Origin of the sequence: Mesorhizobium sp. M0189 (assembly GCF_040322135.1) — a bacterium.
Lineage (GTDB): Bacteria > Pseudomonadota > Alphaproteobacteria > Rhizobiales > Rhizobiaceae > Mesorhizobium.
This window is the reverse complement of sequence record NZ_JAMYSW010000001.1, coordinates 582,368-605,665: the sequence shown is the minus strand read 5'-3', so window position 1 is coordinate 605,665 and position 23,298 is coordinate 582,368. Positions and strand designations below refer to the sequence as shown.

At 61.5% G+C, this 23,298-nt stretch carries 22 protein-coding genes, 1 tRNA gene and 1 pseudogene; 7 read left to right on the top strand and 17 right to left on the bottom strand.

The annotated features are described in order from the left end of the window. A pseudogene (locus NKJ09_RS02900) lies at positions 1–271 on the top strand (hypothetical protein); the annotation flags it as partial. A 90-nt stretch (positions 272–361) separates the two neighbouring features. Here the strand turns inward: NKJ09_RS02900 and NKJ09_RS02895 are convergent. The 9 genes from NKJ09_RS02895 to NKJ09_RS02855 form a co-directional block, all read right to left on the bottom strand. Further along, the gene (locus NKJ09_RS02895; RefSeq protein WP_352494667.1) at positions 362–946 is read right to left on the bottom strand and encodes a hypothetical protein; all 585 of its coding nucleotides are present in this window, start codon (positions 944–946) and stop codon (positions 362–364) included. A gap of 207 nt (positions 947–1,153) precedes the next feature. Further along, complete coding sequence (locus NKJ09_RS02890; RefSeq protein ID WP_023717587.1) at positions 1,154–1,972, bottom strand: MBL fold metallo-hydrolase; 819 nt, start codon at positions 1,970–1,972, stop codon at positions 1,154–1,156. Between the two features lie 3 nt (positions 1,973–1,975). Then, on the bottom strand, positions 1,976–2,770 hold the full coding sequence (locus NKJ09_RS02885; protein ID WP_352494666.1) for a TatD family hydrolase: 795 nt from the start codon (positions 2,768–2,770) through the stop codon (positions 1,976–1,978). Continuing rightward, positions 2,770–4,356, bottom strand: a complete 1,587-nt coding sequence (gene metG, locus NKJ09_RS02880) for a methionine--tRNA ligase (RefSeq protein WP_352494673.1) — start codon at positions 4,354–4,356, stop codon at positions 2,770–2,772. The genes NKJ09_RS02885 and metG overlap by 1 nt, the downstream gene beginning before the upstream one ends. Before the next feature lie 120 nt (positions 4,357–4,476). After that, positions 4,477–5,532, bottom strand: coding sequence for a DNA polymerase III subunit delta' (locus NKJ09_RS02875; RefSeq protein WP_352494665.1), 1,056 nt, complete (start codon positions 5,530–5,532; stop codon positions 4,477–4,479). Then, positions 5,529–6,203, bottom strand: a complete 675-nt coding sequence (gene tmk, locus NKJ09_RS02870; RefSeq protein WP_352482558.1) for a dTMP kinase — start codon at positions 6,201–6,203, stop codon at positions 5,529–5,531. The genes NKJ09_RS02875 and tmk overlap by 4 nt, the downstream gene beginning before the upstream one ends. Positions 6,204–6,267: 64 nt before the next feature. After that, the gene (locus tag NKJ09_RS02865) at positions 6,268–7,398 is read right to left on the bottom strand and encodes a D-alanyl-D-alanine carboxypeptidase family protein (protein ID WP_036244342.1); all 1,131 of its coding nucleotides are present in this window, start codon (positions 7,396–7,398) and stop codon (positions 6,268–6,270) included. A gap of 132 nt (positions 7,399–7,530) precedes the next feature. Then, positions 7,531–8,748, bottom strand: a complete 1,218-nt coding sequence (locus tag NKJ09_RS02860; RefSeq protein WP_023717591.1) for a septal ring lytic transglycosylase RlpA family protein — start codon at positions 8,746–8,748, stop codon at positions 7,531–7,533. 275 nt (positions 8,749–9,023) lie between these two features. Continuing rightward, on the bottom strand, positions 9,024–9,770 hold the full coding sequence (locus NKJ09_RS02855) for a hypothetical protein (protein ID WP_245278523.1): 747 nt from the start codon (positions 9,768–9,770) through the stop codon (positions 9,024–9,026). A 447-nt stretch (positions 9,771–10,217) separates the two neighbouring features. Here NKJ09_RS02855 and NKJ09_RS02850 point away from each other — a divergent pair. The 4 genes from NKJ09_RS02850 (at position 10,218) to rimO (ending at position 13,117) form a co-directional block, all read left to right on the top strand. Continuing rightward, positions 10,218–10,307 (top strand) — tRNA-Ser (locus NKJ09_RS02850). A gap of 89 nt (positions 10,308–10,396) precedes the next feature. Next, positions 10,397–10,804 carry a DUF930 domain-containing protein gene (locus tag NKJ09_RS02845; RefSeq protein WP_352494664.1) on the top strand — a complete coding sequence of 136 codons (408 nt, stop codon included), beginning with the start codon at positions 10,397–10,399 and terminating at the stop codon, positions 10,802–10,804. A 193-nt stretch (positions 10,805–10,997) separates the two neighbouring features. Next, positions 10,998–11,657 (top strand): TerC family protein, encoded by a 660-nt coding sequence (locus tag NKJ09_RS02840; RefSeq protein WP_023717595.1) that lies wholly within the window; start codon positions 10,998–11,000, stop codon positions 11,655–11,657. Positions 11,658–11,803: 146 nt separating this feature from the next. Then, complete coding sequence (gene rimO / locus NKJ09_RS02835; protein ID WP_352494663.1) at positions 11,804–13,117, top strand: 30S ribosomal protein S12 methylthiotransferase RimO; 1,314 nt, start codon at positions 11,804–11,806, stop codon at positions 13,115–13,117. A 66-nt stretch (positions 13,118–13,183) separates the two neighbouring features. On the opposite strand, the gene NKJ09_RS02830 is transcribed toward rimO, so the two are convergent. The 8 genes from NKJ09_RS02830 to NKJ09_RS02795 all read right to left on the bottom strand — a co-directional run bounded on the left by NKJ09_RS02830 (position 13,184) and on the right by NKJ09_RS02795 (position 21,210). Beyond that, a complete protein-coding gene (locus tag NKJ09_RS02830) occupies positions 13,184–14,251 on the bottom strand; it encodes a BMP family ABC transporter substrate-binding protein (protein ID WP_352762268.1) in 1,068 nt (355 codons plus the stop codon). Between the two features lie 47 nt (positions 14,252–14,298). Continuing rightward, entirely contained in the window at positions 14,299–15,219 is a 921-nt protein-coding gene (locus NKJ09_RS02825; protein WP_352762266.1) for an ABC transporter permease, read from the bottom strand. After that, positions 15,219–16,331 carry an ABC transporter permease gene (locus NKJ09_RS02820; protein ID WP_352494662.1) on the bottom strand — a complete coding sequence of 371 codons (1,113 nt, stop codon included), beginning with the start codon at positions 16,329–16,331 and terminating at the stop codon, positions 15,219–15,221. The genes NKJ09_RS02825 and NKJ09_RS02820 overlap by 1 nt, the downstream gene beginning before the upstream one ends. Beyond that, positions 16,328–17,893 (bottom strand): ABC transporter ATP-binding protein, encoded by a 1,566-nt coding sequence (locus NKJ09_RS02815; protein ID WP_352494661.1) that lies wholly within the window; start codon positions 17,891–17,893, stop codon positions 16,328–16,330. Before NKJ09_RS02815 ends, NKJ09_RS02820 begins: the two co-directional genes overlap by 4 nt. A 179-nt stretch (positions 17,894–18,072) precedes the next feature. Next, a complete protein-coding gene (locus tag NKJ09_RS02810; RefSeq protein WP_352494660.1) occupies positions 18,073–19,050 on the bottom strand; it encodes a quinone oxidoreductase family protein in 978 nt (325 codons plus the stop codon). 18 nt (positions 19,051–19,068) lie between these two features. After that, positions 19,069–19,884 (bottom strand): phosphatidylcholine synthase, encoded by an 816-nt coding sequence (pcsA, locus tag NKJ09_RS02805; protein WP_352494659.1) that lies wholly within the window; start codon positions 19,882–19,884, stop codon positions 19,069–19,071. After that, the gene (locus NKJ09_RS02800) at positions 19,881–20,495 is read right to left on the bottom strand and encodes a DUF1326 domain-containing protein (RefSeq protein ID WP_352494658.1); all 615 of its coding nucleotides are present in this window, start codon (positions 20,493–20,495) and stop codon (positions 19,881–19,883) included. The genes pcsA and NKJ09_RS02800 overlap by 4 nt, the downstream gene beginning before the upstream one ends. A 13-nt stretch (positions 20,496–20,508) precedes the next feature. Further along, positions 20,509–21,210, bottom strand: a complete 702-nt coding sequence (locus NKJ09_RS02795; protein ID WP_352494657.1) for a DUF2182 domain-containing protein — start codon at positions 21,208–21,210, stop codon at positions 20,509–20,511. A 299-nt stretch (positions 21,211–21,509) separates the two neighbouring features. Here NKJ09_RS02795 and NKJ09_RS02790 point away from each other — a divergent pair, with 299 nt between their 5' ends. Further along, entirely contained in the window at positions 21,510–22,721 is a 1,212-nt protein-coding gene (locus tag NKJ09_RS02790) for a UbiH/UbiF family hydroxylase (protein ID WP_352515827.1), read from the top strand. Positions 22,722–22,941: 220 nt separating this feature from the next. After that, the gene (gene hspQ, locus NKJ09_RS02785; RefSeq protein WP_023717606.1) at positions 22,942–23,265 is read left to right on the top strand and encodes a heat shock protein HspQ; all 324 of its coding nucleotides are present in this window, start codon (positions 22,942–22,944) and stop codon (positions 23,263–23,265) included. Positions 23,266–23,298: the final 33 nt, after the last annotated feature.

Sequence of the window (23,298 nt, the reverse complement as noted above, 5' to 3'; positions counted from 1 at the left end):
AATCGGTGATTGCAACGTCACCACCGTGCCATGGCCGCTCGCCCTTCAGAGCAAGCGCCGTTCTCTCTCCAAAACTTTTTGCAGAACCTTCAGGACACTATCCGCGATGGGGGTGGCAGGCGGCGTGCTGCTCGGCAATGCGATCGCCGGCATGTTTGGCGGCAGCGAAGCGCAGGCAGCCGAACGGCCGGCACCGCAGCCGGACGAAGCCGACCAGGCAGACGATGCCAGCTCCGATAATGGCGGTGACTTCGGGGATATGGAATTCTGACGAGCGACCCAGCCTGTGCCGGCGCTCGTGACGATTGCCGGTCACCGGGTAGGCGGGGGCAGCATCCGGCAAGCGAGCTCTCGCCGGCGGCTAATAGCCCAAGCGCTTCAATTCAGCCTTGACCGCCCTGATCGTCTTGAAACGGAAACGCTTCGTCGTGCCGTCGCGCCATCCGCAGTCGCAGGTGGCGTCGAACTTTTGGCTCACTTTCAATTGCGTCAGCGCCTTCTGGCCCGGTTTGGGGGCGTCGAAGATGCGAACTTCGTAGAGCGTCCCCGAAACGTCGTAGTGCGAAACAGGCCAGGCAAGTATGACAGTCAGTTCCTTTGCCGGATCGTGATCGGCGTTGACGAGGCCGAGCGCTGTAATCTCTGGCGTGCCGCCTTCGTGTTCGCCAAGCGTGACCTGGATTGTACGGTACCCGTCGGGTTGCTGCTGTAGTGCGACGAGTGGGCGTTCCGGATATTCCTCAGTGGTCTGGTAATCGACGAACAGTGTCTGGAGGCCGTTCCAGGTCACGGCTGTGGTGTGCGGATCAACGTTGTCCGCGAACCTAACCACACGTTTCGCGAAAGCCAGGTCATTCTCGCCTGGCGCACGATCAAAGTCCTGCGCTCGCGCGTCAGTGAATGCGCAGGCGAGGGTGAGGGCAAGACTTGCAAGCAGTGTGTTCATGATTCGCAACCCTAGCACGCCGTTGCCCCACAAATGCTGTCTCGCTGCCAACGGACGCTACAGGCTTCAGTGGACGCTACAGGCTTCAGTCGCATAAGATAGATTATGGAACTGACATGGCCGATAGGACGTGGCGAAGATAGCATAAGCGAGCCGCTGGGCGGTTTGGAGCGAACTCTGTAACCCAGCTATGAAAACCTTGGTCCTTTACGCTGATTTGTAAGGGATTTCGATCGTCATGCCGTCATAGGCAGGCTCGACGTTGGCCGGCGTCTCGGCCATTACCGTGGCGTAGTCGAGCGGCACATGCATATGCGTCAGCACCGCGTTCTTCGGCGCCAGTCTTTCGATCCAGCCGAGCGCCTGGCCAAGCGACAGATGGCTCGGATGGAAGGTGTATTGCAGCGCGTCGATGACCAGCATGTCCAGCCCGCGCATACGCTCGGCTGTCGCTCCCGGAAAGTCGCTGATGTCAGGGCAATAAGCGAGATTGCCGATACGAAAACCCAGCGAGATGATGTCGCCGTGGATTTGCGGCAGCGGTTCGATGGTGAGGGCGCCGCCCTCGCCTTCGATCACCACCGGCCTGTTGTGGTCGATGATATGGGCGTTGACGATCGGCGGATACGAACTGCCTTTCGGTGTTTCGAAACAGTAGCGGAACGCTTCCCTCAGCCGCAGCATGGTAACCTGATCGGCATGGATGTCGATCCGGTGGCGCTGCTCGAGCACGAAGCCGCGCAAATCGTCGATGCCGTGGATGTGGTCGGCATGCGGATGCGTATAGACGACCGCATCGATGCGCCTGACCGATGCCAGCAGCATCTGCTCGCGAAAATCCGGGCCGGTGTCGATGACGACCGTGGTCCTGGCGCCATTCGCCGCGATCCGCTCGACGAGCGCTGCGGTGCGCATGCGCCGGTTCTTTGGGTTGGTCGGATCACAATTACCCCAGTCGCCGGTGATGCGTGGCGTGCCCGGCGATGAGCCGCAGCCGAGGACGGTAAGACGCAACCGATCGCTCATGCGTCAGGCGCCCGGCGCGCTCGGGCGCGGCATTTTCCTGAACAACCGGAAGAAATTGTCGGTGGTGATAGCAGCGATCTCGGCCTCGCTGACGCCGATCGTGTCGGCCAGCACCTTGGCTGTATGCGCGACATAGGCAGGCTCGTTGCGCTTGCCGCGAAACGGGATCGGCGCAAGGTATGGCGCGTCGGTTTCGACCAGCAGACGGTCGCGCGGCACATCGGCGGCGACGGCGCGCAACTCGGCGGAGTTCTTGAAAGTCAGGATGCCGGAAAACGAAACGTAGCCGCCGAGCGCCACGCCGATCTCGGCCAGCCGGCGCCCCGATGAAAAACAGTGCAAGATGAAGGGGAAGGCGCCCTTCCCTGTTTCTTCTTCGAGGATATCAGCCATGTTGTCGTCGGCGTCGCGTGAATGGATGACCAGCGGCAGACCGGTCTCACGAGCCGCGGCGATGTGGGTGCGAAAGCCCTGCGCCTGTGCATCGCGCGGCGCATGATCGTAGAAATAATCGAGCCCGGCCTCGCCGATCGCCACCACCTTGTGATGATCGGACAGCCGCACCAGATCCTCGACAGTCACATCAAGCTCTTCGGCCGCATTGTGCGGATGGGTACCGACCGAGCAATAGACCTCATCGAAAGTCTCCGCAATCTCAAGCACTTGTTGAAACCGCTTCACCCGCGTCGAGATCGTCACCATGCGGCCGACACCGGCCGCAAGGGCGCGGGCGACGATGGCCGCCCGCTCCTCGGCGAAATCCGGAAAGTCGAGATGGCAGTGACTGTCGACCAGCATCAGGCGCTTGTTTCCGTTTGCTCGACATAGCGTGGAAATACCGGTTCCGGCGCCGGCAGCGCCGTGCCGGATACCAGCGCGTGAGCCTCGGCGACATTCGCGAAATCGCGGCTGTCCGCCGGCACCGCCAAAAGGTCGAGCAGCTTTGCCGCCGACTCCGGAATGAAGGGCTGGCACAGCAGCCCGACACGCCGGATCACTTCAGCCGTCGTCCACAGCACCGTTTCCATGCGTGCCGGATCGGTCTTCTTCAGCGCCCATGGCTCCTGGCCGGCGAAATAGCGGTTGGCTTCCGCCACCACGCCAAAGATCGCCGCCAGCGCCAGATGGATGCCCTGGTCGGCCATCGTCCTGCGCGCCGTGACAAGGGCGGCATTGGCCTGATCGAGGATCGCCTTGTCGGCATTGCTCAATTCGCCGCGCTTAGGCACCACGCCGCCGCAGTTCTTGGCGATCATCGACAGCGAGCGCTGCGCCAGATTGCCGAGATCGTTGGCAAGATCGGCATTGGTGCGGTTGACGATGGCATCGTGACTGTAGCTGCCGTCCTGGCCAAACGGCACTTCGCGCATGAAGAAATAGCGCACCTGGTCAAGGCCGTAGTGCTCGATCATCGCGAACGGATCGACGACATTGCCGACCGACTTCGACATTTTCTCGCCACGGTTGAACAGAAAACCATGCGCGAACACGCGCTTCGGCAATTCGATGCCAGCCGACATCAGGAATGCCGGCCAGTAGACCGCGTGGAAGCGGATGATGTCCTTGCCGATGACGTGGGCGTTTGCCGGCCAGAAAGACCATCTCTCATTGGCCGGATCCGGATAGCCGGCGGCGGTGATGTAGTTGGTTAGTGCATCGACCCAGACATACATCACATGCTTCTCATCGCCGGGCACCGGCACGCCCCATTTGAATGTGGTGCGCGAGATCGACAGATCCTTCAGGCCGGATTTGACAAAGCTGATGATTTCGTTGCGCCGCTCCGCCGGTCCGACGAATTCGGGGCTGTTCTCGTAGAGCGCGAGCAGTCTGTCCTGATAGGCGGAAAGGCGGAAGAAATAGCTCTCTTCCTCGGTCCATTCGACGGGCGAGCCGAGTGGTTCGCGGCGCACGCCGTCGTCACCGGCCTTGGTTTCGGCCTCGTCGAAATAGGCTTCCTGCCGCACCGAATACCAGCCGCTGTAGCGGTCGAGGTAGATGTCGCCATTCTCAGCCATGCGCGTCCAGATCGCCTGGCAGGCCTTGTAATGACGCTCCTCGGTGGTGCGGATGAAAACGTCGTTCGAGCAACCGGTCGCTTCGAGCATCGAGCGGAAGATCGCCGAGTTGCGATCGGCAAGCGCTTTCGGCGCTAAGCCTTCGGCGTCCGCCGTCTGCTGCATCTTCAAACCGTGCTCGTCGGTTCCCGAGACGAAGAAGACGTCCTTGCCGTCGAGCCGCTGGAAGCGGGCCAGCGTGTCGCTGGCGATGACATTGTAGGCATGGCCGATATGCGGCTTGCCGTTCGGATAGAAAATCGGCGTCGTGACGTAGTATTTTTCGCGTGCCATGGATGAGCCGTCATGAATGTCTGAATGAAAGATGTCGCGGTGAGATATCGCATCGAAACGGCAATTGCCATCCGACGCCAATGTGGTGGCTTCGAAGTTCCTGCGATTGATTGGGATCAAAACTCAGGGGCTTCAAAGCCACGCCAGCGGCCGTCACATTCGCATTGCAGAATTCAGGCGGTCGATCATGGTCAGGGCGTGCTGCTTCTTGTCGAGATTGTAGGTCTCGGTTTCAGATATAGCGTTCAAAGCCTCGTGCCAAGTATCCGACAGCGTTTTGGCCCGCGCCAAATCGCCGGCCAGCGCGGCCTGGCTGGCGCCGGCCGACAGAAGATCAAGTGCGCGGCGATTGAATATCTCGAACGGGATCGCCTGGTCGCGGCCGGCGACCGCCTCGGCAAGACGGTAGGCGCCGGCGACATCTGTCTTTTTGGCCATCACCAGGGCGTCGAGGGTGGCGGCGATTTCCAGCCCGCCATATTGCGTCAGCAGGATCGCATTGCGGGCGCTGCCCCCTGCCCGTTCCGCCAGCGCCGCGCGCGCCGCAGGATCCTCCGGTGGCGGTGGCTCGATGCCCTCCAGAACCGTCATCAAGCTCTCGGCATCGAGCGGCGCCAACCGCACCATCTGGCAGCGCGACCGGATCGTCGGCAGCAGGCTGCCCGGCGCATGGACGATGAGGATGAACAAGGTGCGCGCCGGTGGTTCTTCAAGATTCTTCAGCAAGGCATTGGCAGCATTGGTGTTCATGTCGTCGGCGGGATCGACGATAACCACCCGGTAGCTGCCGTCATGCGAGGTCAGCGACAGAAAGCGGCTGACCTTGCGGATCTCGTCGACGGTGACCACGGTCTTGAAGCTCTTGGTCTTGTCGTTTGCGGGGCGCGTAAGATGCAGCACCGAAGGATGCGCGCCGGTGGCGATCTGACGAAACAGCGACGATGCCGGATCGGGAACGGCAAGGCTTTCCGGCGCCTGCCCGAAGGCCGGGTGCTTCAACAGGTGATGCGCCAGGTGAAAGGCCAGCGTCGCCTTGCCGATGCCGACCGGCCCGGCAAAGATCAGCGCGTGCGGCAGCTTTCCCGAGCGATAGGCGGCGGCAAGCATATCGGCGGCCTGAAGATGTCCGACGAGACGCGGCGTCTCGGATGGCTCCGGCACCCCGTCCAGCGTATCGTGCTGTTCGGGTGCGATGCGTTCGAAAATCATGCCGGCGCCGCCTGTCTGCTTTGCGCCGGCATCATCTTCTCGAGAGCCGCGAAGACGGTGGCGGTAACGACATCCTCCACCGTGTCCGGGTCTGCTGACGCATCGACGACGACGCAGCGTTCGGGTTCAGCCGCGGCGATCGTCAGAAACGCCTCGCGGCGGCGCTGGTGGATGGCCAATGTTTCCTTCTCGAAGCGGTCCGGGCCGTCACTGCTGCCCCGTCGGGCGGTAGCGCGCCTCAGTCCCTCGGCGGGGTCGATGTCGAAGATCAGCGTCATGTCCGGCACCATGCCGTTGATGGCGACCTTCTCCAACGCGTCCATGAATGCCGGGTCGAGGCCTCCGGTGACGCCCTGGTAGACGCGAGAGGAATCCATGAAGCGGTCGCAAAGCACGACCGAGCCGCGCTCGACTGCCGGCCGGATGACTTGTTCGACATGGTCGGAACGCGCGGCGGCGAAAAGCAGCGCTTCCATCTTGGGGCCGAACGGCTCGGCTGCGCCTGAAAGCAGGACATGCCTAACCGCCTCCGCGCCCGGCGAGCCACCCGGCTCACGCGTCACCAGTACATCGTATTTCTTGGCGCGCATCTTCTTTGCCAGCCGCCCGATCTGCGTCGACTTGCCTGCTCCTTCGCCGCCTTCAAAAGTGATGAAAAATCCGCGCGCCAAAGCCTTTGTCCATACTTCGGGGACCGTATAGTCCCGGCGGGAAAAAAGGTCCACCGCGACGGTGCTAACGCAGCCAGCCGACGGCCAGTTCCTTGGCGGCATCGAGCGCGCGTTGCGGCAACGAACCGACACCGATCGACTCGGCGGCAAAAAGCGGCGTCTCCTGGCTCAGCGTATCGCCGATCCAGACGCGCAGCGTACCCACCGGCTGCCCCTCCTCCACCGGCGCTGCCACCGGTCCGTCATAGACAATCCTGGCGGTGAGCTTGTCGCGGTTGGCGATCGGTAGGAATATCTCCACGGGTCCATTAGCCTTTAACGCGACGCCGGATTTGGAGCCGCCAAAGACCTGGGCTTCGCCAACCACTTCGTCCTTGGCGAATATCTCCGTCTTCTCGAACGAGCGAACGCCCCAGTCGAGCAGCTTTCGCGCTTCCTCGGCGCGCTCGCGGTCGTTTGCCAGTCCGCTCATTGCCGCAATCATCCTTGTTCCATTGTGGCTGACCGAGCCGACTATGCCGAATCCGGATTGCTCGCTGGCGCCGACTGCAAGGCCGTCGGCGCCTATATCCATGGCCAGCAACGGGTTGCGGTTCCTCTGGGAAATCTTGTTCCAGCTAAAATCCTTCTGGCCATAATAGCGGTAGAGATCCGGGTAGTTGCGCCAGATATGCAGGGCCAGAAGCGCAAGCTCGCGAACGCTCGTTTGCTGCCCGTCGGCCGGCAGACCGGTGGAATTGACGAAGGTCGATTTCTGCAAGCCGATCTGGCGGGCGCGCTCGGTCATCTGCGCCGCGAAATTCGCTTCGGACCCGGCCATTCCTTCAGCGATGACGATACAGCCGTCATTGGCCGCCTGCACGGTCACGCCCTGGATCAGGTCCTCCAGCCGGATCGTCGACTTGAGTTTCGCGAACATGGTCGATGTCCCCGAAGGAGCGCCGCCCTTGCGCCAGGCGTTCTCGCTGACCACGAAAGTGTCGTCGAGCGTCATACGCCCTGATTTGATGGCGTCGAAGACCACTTCCATCGTCATCAGCTTGGCCAGCGAGGCCGGCGGGATCAACCTGTCCGCATCCTTGGAAAACAGCACGGTGCCGGTTTCGGCGTCGATCATGAAGGCCTGCGCGGCCTTGGTCTCGAAAAGCTGTGCTGAGACCGGCACAAGCGAGAGCAGCAGCAGGCCGAGCGTCATGAGCCCGGTGGAAGGACGGAAAAATTTCATCGGGTTCGACCAGTCAGCCGGCGCTCTTTTGCAAGTTGGCCGAAGCTAGCAGGCTTTTCCACGGCGGATCAATCGTGCACGAGAAAGCCAGGCGACCCGCCATCAGTTGCGTACGGCAAGCGCATCCGGCGCACCATGCGACCACGCGGCCTGCAGCATCTCGTCCAGGCTGCCATGGCCGTCGGCATAGAGGTTGACCGAGTACCAGCCTTTGCCGTCGAGTTCGGAGCGCTGGATCTCGGTCTTGCCGAAGCTGGAAAGTTTGGCCGCCACCCGCTCGGCTTCGGCGGCATCCTCGAACGAACCCGCCGCGACATAGTCCGTGGGCGACCCGGCTGGAGGAGCTTGCCGTTTCCAGGATTGAAGAATCTCGGCGGGCGACATGCCGACGCCATCCAGCGCGGCGAAGGCGTTGGAGGCGCGCTGCACGCGCTCATTGGCATAGGACAGCGACGCCACAGTGAATGGCGATTGCGCCGGCAGGTTGATTTCCGGACGCTCCGGCACGATCGGTCCAAATTCGGGCAGCGTCACATCGCCGGAGGCCGGTGCCTGCGTCGCAACGACAGCTTCCGATGCCTGCCCGGAATTCGTCAGCTGACCGGGGAACGGCACCACCGCGGCGCTTACCGGCAGGCTCGGCGACGGCCCATTCATGGCGACCATGACACCGCTGGGCAGACCGTCCGATGGATCCGGTGCCCTGTTGCCGGGATGGTACGAGGCCATCAGATATTGACCGTCATTGCCTTCGAGCGGCGCACGGCCGACATATTCGACCTTCACCTCGGCCGTACCGATATTGGCATAATCGAGCATTTCAGCAGCGCGCTTAGACACATCGATGATGCGTCCATCATGATAGGGTCCGCGATCGTTGACGCGCACGATCACCGAGCTGCCGGTCTTCATGTTGGTGACACGCGCATAGCTCGGCAGCGGCATGGTCGGATGCGCCGCCGTCAGATCTGCCATGTCGTAGACTTCGCCGTTGGCGGTCAACCGGCCGTGGAAGGCCTCACCATACCAGGATGCGAGGCCAACCTTGGCGTAACGCTTGTCTTCCTTCGGATAGTACCACTTGCCGCGCACCTGATAGGGTCTGCCGAGCTGATCGCGTCCGCGAGACGTCTTGAACATCACGCGCGGGCTGGCTTTCACACCGTATTCGGCTTCGGAAAAATATTCCTTGGAGCGTGGTTTCTTGTTGACCATCGCCTTTTGCTGCGGCCCGGCACATGCCGCAAGAAAGGCTGCCGACAAGGCAAACAGCGCGAAAGCGGAAGCGCGACGAAGACGCGGGCGCGCCGTAGTCTGCATTTTCGATTGTCCCCTACAGTCTCGACGAAGGCACCGCAGCTTTAACGTTGGCGGTGCCAAAGCACCCACTCCAGAAACGCCGGCGACTCCCAACCCCAATCCTTTTGTGCGCAGGAATTGTTTATCACCGTATTAACCGATTGTGGTCGGAACCGGGCGAGATTGTGGCACGACCGTCTCGCCGATCGGCATGAAAATCATCGCGTATCGATCACCAGCGCCATTCGTGCCCGCACGCTTTGCTGCCCGGCGTTGGCATGTCTCCGAGCGCAGATTCAGGGACCGAATATCACAAGCTCGGTGAACGTCAGATCCCCAAGTGCGGGTGGTCTGGGGCCCTTGAAGTATTTCAGCCCCTTGTTGGCGCGGTACCACCCCAACAAACCTGGAATCGGCTCCTTGGCGTCGACAAAGCAAACCAGGATTCCCCTTCGCAAGAGAAAGCGCCCCACGGCACCGGCGCACCGGCTTAAATCCGCGAGCGAGCGGCAATAGATGATCTGATGGCATCGGATAAGACCGTGCAACATTCGGCGCGGCATCAACACCAAGGGAAACGCTGCTCCGTCGCAAATGCAGATCAACGACAGGCAGCCCAGCGTGGAGTGTTCAGAGAGTATGTATCTCTCACTCTCGGACAGCATCGCCAATTCCGGAAGATCGGGACGCGCTTCGAGCACGCGACATGACCGCTGCGCCGAACTTAATGCCGGCACGAAGGTAAATTGTCCGCTGGAGAAGAGCCGAAAGCCGAGCGCCCGGTTGGCTTTCAATGTCGCTTGTGCCGGCGAAATGTTCGTGTAGGTCACATCCCTTCGCTTGAGAACCGCCGCAACCAACATGGCGCCGTAGGGACGGAATTCTGCGTCGACTGACCAGCTTGAAAGATTGCAGCGGATTTCGTCGCCCTCCGACCCCTGGTAGCGAGCATAAAGGGTGAGCACAACGCCGACGATCCGACCGGCATGCTCCAAAACAAAGCCATATTGTGGGAACTCGGCAACTGCGGGCCGCTGCGACAAACGGGTCAGAGCCTGTATCCAGTAACTCCGGTTACGCGCCGGAAAGCCCCTGCACAGACAGTCGACCACTCCCTCCCAGTCGGTTTCTCGAATTGGTCTACAGCGAAGACCGGGCGGGAGAGCGCCAAGTACGGCCAAAATCAACTCCGGAATACGATTTACTTACATGTGTTTAATGCGCCCAACATATCGGCGCACAACGATTAATAGTCTGTGCGGGTTTTAAAAACGATTTTCCACACTCAGCACAAAACACAGGTCGCCATGCCGGGCTGCTCACCGTCCTGAATCGCGCCCAAAGGTGCGGTCGCCATGGTTGACTTGGTGTTGAATGCGGCTTTACAGGAATGAAGCGCGAACCGGTCGGGGAACGTCCTGGTGCCAATCCGGTACCGACTGCTCGAACCCGCCCTCTCGCGATATCCTAAGTGATTGAAAAATCACCTTGGAGGGATGGCCGAGCGGTTTAAGGCACCGGTCTTGAAAACCGGCGTGGGTGCAAGCCCACCGTGGGTTCGAATCCCACTCCCTCCGCCATTTGAAGCCTTGTCCCGAAAGCAATCTCCTGGGCTTGCGTCGAGATGACCGGGAAGTGACCCCGATCGGGTTGATTTCTCCGTCCGAATATGATGCTTCTCCCGCCTATGAATAAAGTATTTTCTGCGGTTTTCGCATGGACGATAGTGGCTTGGCCGGCCAGCGCCATGGACAGCGCATTGCGCGCCGGCCTGCTGAAACTCGATCCGCAAACCCGGCTGGAGCAGAGATGCGACGCCGAAATTCTCGACCGGATTACCCGCGACGACCACAAATACAGAGCCGATCGCGTCGTCGCTTACGCCTTTGCGACGCCCGAAATGGGCGCCGATGCGATCAGGAGCCCGGGCGCTGCGTTTCGCAGCAAGGGACAATGGTACCGGCTGAAATTCAAATGCGAGACAGCGCCGGACCATATGGAGGTCCTGCAGCTCCGCTACCGGATCGGCGACGAAATTCCCGAAAGCGACTGGCCCAAATACAATCTCTACAACTAGGCATTCGCGACCTCTGGCCGCATTTTCGCCGGTGTTTCGGGCCGATCGTCGCCAACTCTGTATGTTGCCGCCGTGACGGGCGGTTTGCCGACCTTGTTCCAACCAGTCCCTTGACGCGCGGGAACCATACACGTTAGGGCCTCCAGGCATTCGACGCGAACGGCCGGCCAACCAGCAAGGGAACTCCCAGTCGATGGAAATTTTCACCGCCGCGGGCTTCTCTGCCCTGCTCCAGGTCATCGCCATCGATCTCGTGCTTGCAGGCGATAACGCCATTGTCATCGGCCTTGCCGCTGCCGGCCTGCCGGTCGAGCAGCGCAAGAGAGCGATCCTTATCGGCGTGGTGGCGGCGACGGTGCTGCGCATCGGTTTTGCAGCTATCACTGTCACTCTGCTCCAGATTGTCGGCCTGCTGCTGGCCGGCGGCATCCTGCTGCTGTGGGTGTGCTGGAAGATGTATCGCGAACTGCGCACCTCCCATGCCGACGAAGTGGAGGCGACCGAGGCGTTGTCCAATTCCGATATCAACAGCGATAATATGGTGGCCGGGAAGGCGCGTAAGAAGACGCTGGGTCAGGCTGCATTGCAGATCGTCATCGCCGACGTCTCTATGTCGCTCGACAACGTGCTGGCAGTCGCCGGCGCAGCGCGCGATCACTTCCAGGTGCTGGTGATCGGCCTGGTCCTGTCGATCGCGCTGATGGGCCTTGCCGCGAGCTTCATCGCCAAGCTGCTGCACCGCCATCGCTGGATCGCCTATATCGGCCTTTTGATCATCTTCTATGTCGCACTCGATATGATCTATCGAGGCGCGGTGGAAGTCTTGCCGCATGTCAGCAGTGCGGTGAGCTGACGCATCGACTCGAATTCGCATCGGCCGGCACTTCGACTTCGGCCAGCCTTCGGGGGCGCTTGCGTTTCGCTGCAGCCGCTGCCCATACCAATGCGGCAACAACTGTGGTACTGCGCCGCCAATCCTGAAAATCCGGAAAAGCTTTGATGTCCGCCCCTCGTGTCAGCTTCGTCAGTCTTGGATGCCCGAAAGCCCTTGTGGATTCGGAACGCATCATCACGCGCCTGCGCGCCGAAGGCTACGAGATCGCCCGCAAGCACGACGGCGCCGACCTGGTCGTCGTCAACACCTGTGGCTTCCTCGATTCGGCCCGCGACGAATCGCTCAACGCCATCGGCTCGGCACTTTCGGAGAATGGCAAGGTCATCGTCACCGGCTGCCTCGGCGCCGAACCGGACGTCATCCGTGAAAGACATCCCAACGTCCTCGCCATCACCGGCCCGCAAGCTTATGAAAGCGTGATGGCGGCAGTGCATGAGGCCGCTCCCCCGAGCCACGATCCCTATATCGACCTTTTGCCGCCGCAGGGCGTCAAGCTCACGCCGCGCCACTATGCCTATCTCAAGATTTCGGAAGGCTGCAACAACCGCTGCACCTTCTGCATCATCCCGGCGCTGCGCGGCGATCTCGTATCGCGGCCGGCCGCCGACGTGTTGCGCGAAGCCGAGAAGCTGGCCAAGGCCGGGGTCAAGGAGATCCTCGTCATCTCGCAGGACACCAGCGCCTACGGCATCGACATCAAATACCAGACCAGCATGTTCGGCGATCGCGAAGTGCGGGCGAAATTCCTCGATCTGTCGGAAGAGCTGGGTAAGCTCGGTGTCTGGGTGCGCATGCACTATGTCTATCCCTATCCGCATGTCGCCGACGTCATCCCGCTGATGGCCGAAGGCACTATCCTTCCCTATCTCGACATCCCGTTCCAGCACGCCTCGCCGCAGGTGCTGAAGAACATGCGCCGGCCCGCCCATGGCGAAAAGACGCTCGAGCGCATTCGCGGCTGGCGCGAGGTTTGTCCGGATCTCGCCATTCGCTCCACCTTCATCGTCGGTTTCCCCGGCGAGACGGACGACGATTTCGAGATGCTGCTCGACTGGCTGGACGAGGCCAGGATCGATCGTGCCGGCTGCTTCAAATACGAGCCGGTCAGAGGCGCCCGTTCCAACGAGCTCGGCCTCAAGCAAGTGCCGCAGGAGGTCAAGGAAGCCCGCTGGCACCGCTTTATGCAGCGCCAGCAGAAGATTTCGGCAACGCAGCTCGCCAAGAAAATCGGCAAGCGCCTGCCGGTACTGATCGACGAAGCACATGGCAATTCGGCCAAGGGCCGGACCAAATACGATGCGCCCGAAATCGACGGTGCGGTGCATATCCAATCGCGGCGGCCGTTGCGCGCCGGCGACATCGTCACGGTCAAGATCGATCGTGCCGACGCTTACGACCTCTACGGCTCGGCGGTCTGATATCACTCAATCCAAAACAAAAAGGGCGCCGCGTGGCGCCCTTTCGTTCGATGTGTTTCCGGTTGCTTACTGTGGCAGCTTGTCGTCGACGCCCTTCACGTAGAAATTCATCCCAAGCAGCGTGCCGTCGTCAGCGACCTCGCCGTCCTTCAGCCATGGTGTGCCGTCCTGCTTGGCGATCGGCCCGGTGAAGGGACTCCAGCCGTCGGCTATCTTCTTGGTGGTGGCCTCGGCCATCGCCTTGACGTCGTCGGGCATATTGGTGAACGGCGCCAGCTTGACGGCGCCGTCCTTGATGCCGAGCCAGACATTGTCGGGCTTCCAGGTGCCGTCGAGCGCCGCCTGGACCCGGCTGATGTAGTACGGCCCCCACTCGTCGGTCAGCGAGGTCAGCTGCGCGTGCGGCGCGAACTTGATCATGTCGGAGGACTGGCCGAAGCCGTGCAGCTTGCGCTCCTCCGCCACCTGCAAAGCAGCGGTCGAGTCGGTGTGCTGGACGATGATGTCGGCGCCTTGATCGAACAATGCCTTGGCTGCGTCGGCTTCCTTGCCCGGATCGAACCAGGAGTTCACCCAGACGATCTTCGCCTTGAAGTTCGGGTTGATCGACTGCGCGCCGAGCATGAAGGAATTTATGCCCATCACCACTTCCGGGATCGGGAAGGAAACGATGTAGCCGGCGACGCCCGACTTCGATTGTTTGGCGGCGATCTGGCCAAGCACGTAGCGGCCCTCATAGAAACGCGCATTGTAGATGCCGAGATTTTCGGCCGTCTTGTAGCCGGTGGCGTGCTCGAACATCACCTTGGGGAATTTCTTGGCGATCTTCACTTCCGGGTCCATGAAGCCAAAGGATGTGCCGAAAATGATCTTGCAGCCCTCGCGTGCCAGGCGTTCGAAGGCGCGGTCGGCATCGGGGCCTTCGGAGACGTTCTCGAGATAGGCGGTCTCGACCTTGTCGCCGAGTGCCTTTTCCACCTCGAGGCGGCCTTGGTCGTGCTGGTAGGAGTAGCCGAAATCGCCGATCGGGCCGGTATAGACCCAGCAGGCCTTCAGCTTGTCCGCCGCCTCGGCTGAGGCCGCCAGCGACAATGCGGCCGTCGTCGCCATCAGGGCAATAAGCAGTTTTTTCATTGTGTTACCTCTCTGAGTTAAGCCTTGGAGCTTCCGTCTTTTTGTTGTCAACGATCCGGAACGAATGGCTGCCCCAGGGAAGCCGGCGTGTTCATCATCGTCAGACGCTTGTTGCGGGAGATTAGAACGAGAACCACGACGGTTGCCAGATAGGGCAGCGAAGAAAGCAGTTGCGAGGGGACCGGAATGCCAAATGCCTGTGCATGAAGCTGGCCGATCCAGACCGCGCCGAAGATATAGGCGCCGGCCAACACCCGCCATGGCCGCCAGGAGGCGAAGACGACCAGAGCCAGCGCGATCCAGCCGCGGCCGGCGGTCATGTTCTCCACCCATTGCGGTGTGTAGACCAGCGATAGATGACCGCCGGCGAGGCCGGCACAAGCGCCGCCGAAAATCACTGAGAGATAGCGGTAACGGATGACGTGGATGCCAAGCGCATGGGCGGATGCATGGCTGTCGCCGATCGAACGCAGAGTGAGCCCGGTGCGGGTCTTGAACAGGAACCACATGACGGCGGCGGTCAGCGCGATCGAGATGTAGAAGATCGGATCCTGACCGAACAGCAGCCTGCCGACGATGGGGATTGCGGTCAGGCCGGGAATATCGAGGTTGGGCAATCTCTCACCGGGCTGGCCGATAAAATTCGTCCCCATCATGCCGGAAAGGCCGAGGCCAAGCAGCGTCAGCGACAGGCCGGTGGCCACCTGATTGGTGGCCAGCGACAGGGTCATGAGGGCGAACAGAAGCGAGAACACTGCCCCCATGGCAATTGCCGCCAACAGCCCTATCCACGGCGAGCCGGTCAGATAGCCGGCGCCGAAGCCGCCGACCGCACCCATGATCATCATTCCTTCGACGCCGAGATTGAGCACGCCGGAACGTTCGACCACCAGTTCGCCGATCGCCGCTATCAGCAGCGGCGTCGCCGCCGTCGCGATGGTCAAGAGGATGTTGACGGTGATGTCCATCAGCGGGCTTCCTCCAGCTTCGGTGCTGCCTCGAGTTTCGGCGCGGAAAGGCCGGTCAGGCGGATGCGATAGTGAATGAGCGTGTCGCAGCCGAGCACGAAGAACAAAAGCATCCCCTGGAACACGCGCGCCACCTTGTCGGAGATGCCGAGCGCGCTTTGCACCGCCTCGCCGCCGAGATAGGTCAGCGCCAGCACAAGGCCGGCGGCAACGATGCCCAGCGGATTGAGCCGGCCGAGGAATGCCACGATGATGGCGGTAAATCCGTAGCCGGGCGAGATCACCGGCTGCAGCTGGCCGATGGCGCCAGAGACCTCCGAAATGCCGGCAAGTCCGGCCAGCGCGCCCGACAGCAGAAAGGCAAAGAAAACCATGCGGCTCAGGCCGAAACCGGCGAAGCGCCCTGCCCTCGGGCTCGAGCCGAGCACGCGGACCTCAAAGCCTTTCAGCATCCGGCTCATCAGGATCCAGATCAGTACTGCCGCGATCAGCGCGAAGACAAATCCCCAGTTCGCCCTGCCGGATTCCGGGAGGAGTTCCGGAAGGATAGCCGAGTCGTTGAACTGGATGGTCTGCGGGAAACCATGACCCTGCGGATCGCGCCACGGCCCGCGCACCAGCCAATCGAGGGAGAGCTGGGCGACATAGACCAGCATCAGGCTGGTCAGGATCTCGTTGGTGTTGAAGCGCGTCTTCAGCAGTGCCGGAATTGCGGCATAGGCGGCCCCGCCGACCATGCCGAGCAGAAGCATCAGCGGCAGCACCAATGGACCTTCGAACTGCGGAAACAGCACGGGAATGATCGAGCCGACAATGCCGCCCAGGATGAACTGGCCTTCGGCGCCGATGTTCCAGATGTTTGCCTTGTAGCAGACCGACAGCCCGACCGCGATCAGGATCAGGGGGGCGGCCTTGATCGCCAGCTCATGCAACTGCCAGACTTGGCTGATCGGTTCAATGAAGTAGATGCGGAACGCCGTCAACGGGTTGACGCCGAGCAGCGCGAACATGATAGCACCAGCAATGATCGTCAAAACGAAAGCGATGAACGGCGAGAGTGCCGAAAACAGCATCGAGCGCTGCGGGCGTTTTACAAGTTCGAGGCGCATCAAGCCGTCTCCAACGTATGTTCGGCATGCCCGGGTTCTGAGCCGCCCATCAGCAGCCCGATCTTCTCGAATGTCGCTTCAGTTATCGGCAGCGGCCTCGACAGTTCGCCATTGTGCATGACCGTGATCGCATCGGAAATCTCGAACAGCTCGTCGAGGTCCTGGCTGATCACCAGCACCGCCGAGCCGCTGCGCGCTAGCTCGATCAGCGCCTGCCGGATGTGGGCCGCCGCACCCGCGTCGACCCCCCAGGTCGGCTGATTGACCACCAGGACGCTTGGCCGGCGGTCGAGTTCGCGGCCGACGATGAATTTCTGCAGATTGCCGCCCGAAAGAGCCGCAGCCTCCGGATCCGGCGCGCTCTTGCGCACGTCCATCGCCTTTATGATGCGCTGGGCAGCGGAATAGATTGCATCGCTCTTGACCATTCCACCGGCGCCGACAAACATCTTGCCATCGGTGGCGTGGCGCGACAGAAGCAGGTTCTCCGAAAGCTTCATGCGCGGTGCTGCGCCGTGGCCGAGCCGCTCTTCCGGGACGAAGGCAGCGCCCATCAGGCGCCTGCCGGTGATCGTGAGGCCGCCGGCATCTTTGCCGCGGATGCGGACCGAGCCGGCATCCTGCTGCAGCACCTCGCCGGAAACGGACTCGAAGAATTCGCCCTGGCCGTTGCCGGCGACACCGGCAATGCCGATCACCTCGCCGGCGCGGACTTCAAGATTGATGTTCCTGAGCGGGATGGAGAACGGAGTCGCCGGCTTGCGGGTGAGTTCGCGGACTTGAAGCAGCACCGGCGCGGTCTCGATACCTTCGGCCGGCGCCCGCACCACAGCCTGAACCTCGTTGCCCACCATCATCCGCGCCAACGAAGACGCGGTTTCCTGGCGCGGATTGCAATGGCCGACCACCTTGCCGTGACGCAGCACGGTGGCGCGGTCGCAGATGCGTTTGACCTCTTCCAGCCGGTGCGAAATGTAGAGGATGGACTTTCCTTCCGAACGCAACCGCTCGAGCGTCTCGAACAGCTTATCGGCTTCCTGCGGCGTCAGCACCGAAGTCGGCTCGTCGAGGATGATGAGTTGCGGCGTCTGCAACAGGCAGCGGATGATTTCGATACGCTGACGCTCGCCGACCGACAGATCACCGACCAGCGATAGCGGATCGAGAGGCAGGCCATAACTGTAGGAGAGCGCCCTCGCCTTGGCCGCGATCGTGCTGATCGGCGAGCCGTCATCCAGCGACAGCGCGATGTTCTCCGCCGCCGTCAGCGCCTCGAACAGCGAAAAATGCTGGAAAACCATGCCGATGCCGAGCTTTTTTGCGGTGCCGGGGCTGGTGATCCGGACTGCCTGGCCATTCCAGAAAATCTCGCCTGAATTCGGTTCCAGTGATCCAAACAGCATTTTCACCAGCGTCGACTTGCCGGCGCCGTTCTCGCCAAGCAACGCGTGGATCTCGCCCTTGGCGATGTTGAGATCGACATGGTCGCACGCCGTCAGCGTGCCGAATATCTTGGTGAGGCCGCGAACCTCCAGCAGGTTTGCGCCGTCTTGATCTGCACTCACAGTGCCTCCATCTGGTTTGCCAGATATGTTCTGTGTTCCCGCAAGCATCGTATGCGCGCCCTGCTCTCGACGGTAAGCGCCTCACGACTTGAAAGAGCTTCAAGAATTTCAGCGGAAACTCAAGCGGTAAAGCGCAGTTCGCAAGAACCGCGGCGTCGGCGGGCCGAAACTGCGGGCGCTCAAGGGATAAGTATCGTTGTCCCGGTCGTCCTGCGCCCTTCGAGATCGGAATGCGCCTTGCCGGCATCGCTGAGCGCGTAACGCTGATTGATCTTGATCTTGACGGCACCGCTGAGCACGACATCGAACAAGGCGGCGGCGGAAGCCTCGAGGTCCTCGCGCTTGGCATTATAGACGAACAGCGTCGGCCGCGTTGCGAACAACGAGCCCTTCTGCGCCAGCAATGAGATGCTGAAGGGCGGGATCGGCCCAGATGATTGACCGAAGCTGACGAACGTGCCGAGCGGCCGCAGGCAATCGAGCGAGGCCGGGAACGTATCGTTGCCGACCGAATCGTAGACCACGTCGCATTTCTTGCCACCGGTGATGGCGGCAACACCGGCGACGAAATCCTGCTCGCGATAGTTGATCACGTGGTCGAAGCCGTGCGCCTTGGCGAGCTCGATCTTGTCGGTCGAACTTGCGGTGCCGATCACCGTCGCGCCGAGATGCTTGGCCCATTGGCCGAGGATCAGGCCAACACCGCCGGCCGCCGCATGAAACAGGATCGTATCGCCCGCCTTCACTTTGAACGTACGGCGCAACAGGTACTCGGCGGTCATGCCCTTCAGCATCATAGCCGCGGCCTGTTCGTCGCTGATGCCGTCGGGCACCTTCACCACGCGGTCGGCGGCGATCACGCGCTGCCCGGCATAGGCGCCGGTGGTCACCGCATAGGCGACGCGATCCCCGGGCGTCAGCCAGTCGACATCTGTGCCGACCTCCAAAACCACGCCGGCCGCCTCACCGCCGGGGATCAGCGGAAATCCGCCCTGCGGCGGATAAAGGCCCGAGCGATAATAGACGTCGATGAAATTGAGACCGATCGCGGTGTGCCTGACCAGAATCTGCCCCGAGCCCGGCTGCCCGGGATCGGTATCCTCATAGGTCAGGACCTCCGGACCGCCATTGGCGTGGATGCGGATCGCTTTGGACATTTTCCAGCTCTCTTGGGATCAGGCTTTCTTGTCCGGCTTGGCGCCGAGATTTGGAAAGAACTGCATGATAGCGCCGATGCAAGCTAGGTAAAGCCCGGTGACCGTAATTCCGATCTTGATGAAATCGCTGACCTGCTCGCCCAGCACGCCGATCTTGTCATAGAAGGAGGCAAGCGCGGCCTGCGCCAGCGCCAGCGCGCCGAAAGCACACCAAAGCAGCGTCATGCCGAGATTGACTGGCCGCAGCCGCTTCACCCGCACCGGATGGATGAAATGGATCGGCACGAAGGTGAGAATGCCGGCCACCACGACCACGGCGAAGGAAACCCATTGTCCGGGTTCGATGACGAACAGCGTGAACACCACCATGTTCCAGACGACTGGAAAGCCCTTGAAGAAATTCTCCTTCGTCTTCATGCCGGTATCGGCATAGTAGATTGCGCTCGACACCACGATGATCGCCGCCGACAGGAACGACAGGCGCTCGCCCATGAAGCCGCGCTGATAGAGCGCGAAGGCTGGAATCAGCACGTAGGTCACGTAGTCGATGATGTTGTCGAGGAGTTCGCCCGACCATGTCGGCAGGATTTCCTTGACGTCGAGCTTCCTGGCGATCGGCCCGTCGATGCCGTCGACGAACAGCGCCAGCCCTAGCCACCAGAACATCGCCGTCCAGCGCTGCTCGCTTGCTGCGACCAGCGACAGAAACGCCAGGAATGAGCCCGACGCGGTCAAGAGATGGACCGAGAACGCCCGCGCCTGCGGCCATGTGACTTTCTTCTTCGGCAGCGGAATCCGGTCGGCGATTTTCCTGGCCGTCGTCTTCTTGCTCACGGTCCCCGCCAGTCCAGCTTGCTGATTTCGGCCGAGCGGCCGGCAAAGTTCCAGTTGCGGCCAAAGGCCCGCATTTTGCTCCTGTCGGATTTGGCGACGATGATCTCCGGCGCGATCCAGTATTCCGAATTGGTGATGACCGTATCCTTGTCGCGATCCTTGCCGGTGATCGGCGTCACCGCGCCATCGATGATCTTCGGTATCTGAAAGATGCGCGTTTTCTCACGCGTCTCGTAGGTGATCGGCACCTGCTCGGCGCCGAGGAACTGTCCGACCAGGATCGAGAGCAGCGATGTGGTTCCGCCGGCCTTGCCGGTGAATATCTTCGTCAGTGCCTTCACAGCGTAGACCGAGGCGCGCTTGTCGATGAACAGGCCGGCAGTCCAATTGCCGCGGCTCATATAGCCGGGGATTTCCATGACCAGCCCAAGATTGAGACCAGACAGGTCGACCTCGCCGAAATGGCCGGCATCGATGCGGAATCCGGCCCAGGTCTGGCAATAGCCTTCTGTCGGCCGATGATTGCCGAGCGACAGCACGCAAGGGCAAAAAACCGTGCAATTGCAGGAGAGGACGAGCTCTCCCTTCATTGCCCAGTTTTGGTCTGTCATCGAATTCTCCCCCTCATGTCGAGACTACTAGCAGCGTGGCTGCCCAGACAAGCAGTATCGCGCCGGCCAGCCGCGTCGGCAGATTGCCTGCCGTCTGTTTTTCGACCAGGCTAAACAGGCCGATGAGCGCCATCCAGAACACGTTCATCACGCCGACGGCAAACATTACCAGCATCAGCGCCCAGCAGCATCCAAGGCACCACAGGCCCTGCTCCATGCCGAGCCGGAAAATGCGAATGGGCCTGGCGCTCCAGTTGGCGAACAGGACCGAGAACGGATTTCTGCACTTCTCCAGACAGGCTTCCTTCAGCCAGCTGAACTGATAGCGACCAGCGATCGACAGCGCGGCTGCTCCGGCAATTCCAACCGCCGGATCGAGCATCTGCCCGGGTGACGCGAATGCATCGACTGCTAGCGTCAGGGCTGCGAACATTGCCGAGACGGCAAGCCAGACGCTTAAATATCCAGCGACGAGGACCAACGGATGGGCGACCGGCTCCCTCTTGATCCTGGCGGTATCTGCGATCTCGCAATAGGTCCGGATCATCGGCGCCGCGGAGGGCAGCATGGTCGCGATGGCCATCAACAGCCACATCGCGGTGAGTGCCCCGCCTTGCGCGCCTAGGCTTGCGTGAAGCGGCGCCGGCGCAAGGCAGAGGGCGAAGAAACGCGCAAGGAAATCCGGCAGCGGCAGTTGCGGCAGATATCTCAGCATAGTGTCACCGGGTGCATCGGTGCCCGGGAGCCGGCTTTACGGCACCACGAACTGCAATTGCGCCGAGAAGGAGCCATGCAAGGGCGATGCCCATGCCAGCAACAACGCTCACCGTCAGTCGAGGGCTGCGCGCAACGCTCGCCATCGCACGGCCGATACCGTCCAGGTGGCTGAAATCGTCTTGTTGGCCGGTCATGGCAACCGAATGGGCCGAATCGCCGCGTTGATCAAGCGACATCACCTGACCTATATGGACCGGCAGGTCGGATAGGCCTCACCTCGCAATCGGGAAGCCGAATTTGGATCATCGGGAAACAGCACGGATACTCGTTGCCGGCAGCGGCCCCGCAGGGCTGATCGCGGCGCTTGGCTTTGCCGAGACCGGCTTTCCGGTGACGCTCGTCGGACCCGAGGCAGCCGGCCCCGATGCCCGGACGACAGCCTTGATGAACCCTGCCCTGAAGATGTTAGAACGGCTCGGGATCCTGGATAGAATCAGGCCGCACGCAGCGCCGCTCAAGGTGATGCGCATCGTCGATGCAACAAGCCGGCTGATCCGCGGCCCGACAGTGACCTTTCGCGCCAGCGAGATCGACGAAGAGCAATTCGGACTGAACGTGCCCAACAGCGTTCTCAACCGCGCGCTAGCCGAGGCTGTCGGCGCGCATGCGGGCATCGAGTGGCGAAAGTCGATGGTGGAGGCATGGCGCCTCGATGCCGACCATGCCCATGCCGTTCTCGCCGACGGCAGCGAGATTGAGGCGTCGTTGGCGGTTGCCGCCGATGGCCGTCAGTCGCCGGCCCGCGAGGCAGCCGGCATCCGGACATCGGTCCGATCCTATCCGCAGGCGGCGCTGGTGCTCAATTTCGGTCACCGCAGCGACCATGCCTTTACTTCGACCGAATTCCACACCGAGACCGGTCCGTTCACACAGGTTCCCCTGCCCGGCAACCGGTCCAGCCTTGTCTGGGTGCTCGAGCCCGATACCGCCAGGGACCTTGCAGCACTTGACGACGCCGAGCTTTCGACGCGGGTCGAACAGCGGATGCAATCGATGCTGGGCCGCGTGTCGGTTGAGCCCGGCCGACAGGTCTACCCCCTTTCAGCGGTGAGCCCGTGGCGGTTTGCGCAGCACCGCGTGGCGCTTGTCGGCGAAGCCGCCCATGTGTTTCCCCCAATCGGCGCGCAAGGCCTTAATCTCGGCATCAGGGACATCGACGACCTGATTGGTACCGCAAGCAGAAATCGCTCGGACCCGGGCGCCGCCAAGGCGCTTGCGACCTATGATTTCAAGCGGCGGCCGGACATCCTGGCGCGCAGCAGCGCGGTCAACCTGCTCAACATGTCGTTGCTTTCCGACATGCTGCCGGCCCAGTTGGCGCGCAGCGCTGGTCTTGGCGTGCTTGAAGGGTTGGCGCCGTTGCGGGCGTTTTTTATGCGCGAGGGTCTGCGACCCGGCAGCGGTTTTGCGGCATTTTTTGGTGGATTGCGAAAACCGGCTGAGCGCTAGCGATCTTGGGTACCGCCCTTGCTCCGCATCTTGCGAACTCAACCCGGCGTCACGCGCTTCGGGATTGAATTGACGCAGAGTCTGCGCCAAATAACGAACATGTCGACGGCAAGGTCTGGACCAATCTTTGCCGGACCGATGCGTTAGAGTCTAAAGTCTTGGAGCGTTCCTTGCGTGTTCCAGGATGCGTGGCGTCCAAGAAGTTCAAGTGGTGAGTGCGATGAAGACAGCCAAATTCTCGATCGGACAGGTGGTTCGCCACCGGCTGTTTCCGTTCCGCGGCGTCATTTTCGATGTCGACCCGCAATTCGCCAACACCGACGAATGGTACGAGGCGATCCCCGCTGACGTGCGACCGCGCAAGGACCAGCCCTTCTATCATCTGCTCGCCGAGAATTCGGAAACGGAATACATCGCCTATGTGTCCGAGCAGAATTTGCTCGAGGACCGGTCGGGCGAACCGGTCCGGCATCCACAGATAGGTGAGATGTTCGAGAAGAGGCCGGACGGGCGCTACGAACCGAAGCACCAATTGAGACATTGACTTAGTCGGGATCTGGCTGGGAGCTGGGACAGG

What these genes read in the sequence shown, in the direction of transcription:
- NKJ09_RS02895 (WP_352494667.1), bottom strand. Translation starts at nt 946, where the DNA reads ATGAACACACTGCTTGCAAGTCTTGCCCTCACCCTCGCCTGCGCATTC.
- NKJ09_RS02890 (WP_023717587.1), bottom strand. Translation starts at nt 1,972, where the DNA reads ATGAGCGATCGGTTGCGTCTTACCGTCCTCGGCTGCGGCTCATCGCCG.
- NKJ09_RS02885 (WP_352494666.1), bottom strand. Translation starts at nt 2,770, where the DNA reads ATGCTGGTCGACAGTCACTGCCATCTCGACTTTCCGGATTTCGCCGAG.
- NKJ09_RS02875 (WP_352494665.1), bottom strand. Translation starts at nt 5,532, where the DNA reads ATGATTTTCGAACGCATCGCACCCGAACAGCACGATACGCTGGACGGG.
- NKJ09_RS02865 (WP_036244342.1), bottom strand. Translation starts at nt 7,398, where the DNA reads ATGACGCTCGGCCTGCTGCTGCTCTCGCTTGTGCCGGTCTCAGCACAG.
- NKJ09_RS02860 (WP_023717591.1), bottom strand. Translation starts at nt 8,748, where the DNA reads ATGCAGACTACGGCGCGCCCGCGTCTTCGTCGCGCTTCCGCTTTCGCG.
- NKJ09_RS02845 (WP_352494664.1), top strand. Translation starts at nt 10,397, where the DNA reads ATGATGCTTCTCCCGCCTATGAATAAAGTATTTTCTGCGGTTTTCGCA.
- NKJ09_RS02840 (WP_023717595.1), top strand. Translation starts at nt 10,998, where the DNA reads ATGGAAATTTTCACCGCCGCGGGCTTCTCTGCCCTGCTCCAGGTCATC.
- rimO (WP_352494663.1), top strand. Translation starts at nt 11,804, where the DNA reads ATGTCCGCCCCTCGTGTCAGCTTCGTCAGTCTTGGATGCCCGAAAGCC.
- NKJ09_RS02830 (WP_352762268.1), bottom strand. Translation starts at nt 14,251, where the DNA reads ATGAAAAAACTGCTTATTGCCCTGATGGCGACGACGGCCGCATTGTCG.
- NKJ09_RS02825 (WP_352762266.1), bottom strand. Translation starts at nt 15,219, where the DNA reads ATGGACATCACCGTCAACATCCTCTTGACCATCGCGACGGCGGCGACG.
- NKJ09_RS02810 (WP_352494660.1), bottom strand. Translation starts at nt 19,050, where the DNA reads ATGTCCAAAGCGATCCGCATCCACGCCAATGGCGGTCCGGAGGTCCTG.
- NKJ09_RS02800 (WP_352494658.1), bottom strand. Translation starts at nt 20,495, where the DNA reads ATGACAGACCAAAACTGGGCAATGAAGGGAGAGCTCGTCCTCTCCTGC.
- NKJ09_RS02795 (WP_352494657.1), bottom strand. Translation starts at nt 21,210, where the DNA reads ATGCTGAGATATCTGCCGCAACTGCCGCTGCCGGATTTCCTTGCGCGT.
- hspQ (WP_023717606.1), top strand. Translation starts at nt 22,942, where the DNA reads ATGAAGACAGCCAAATTCTCGATCGGACAGGTGGTTCGCCACCGGCTG.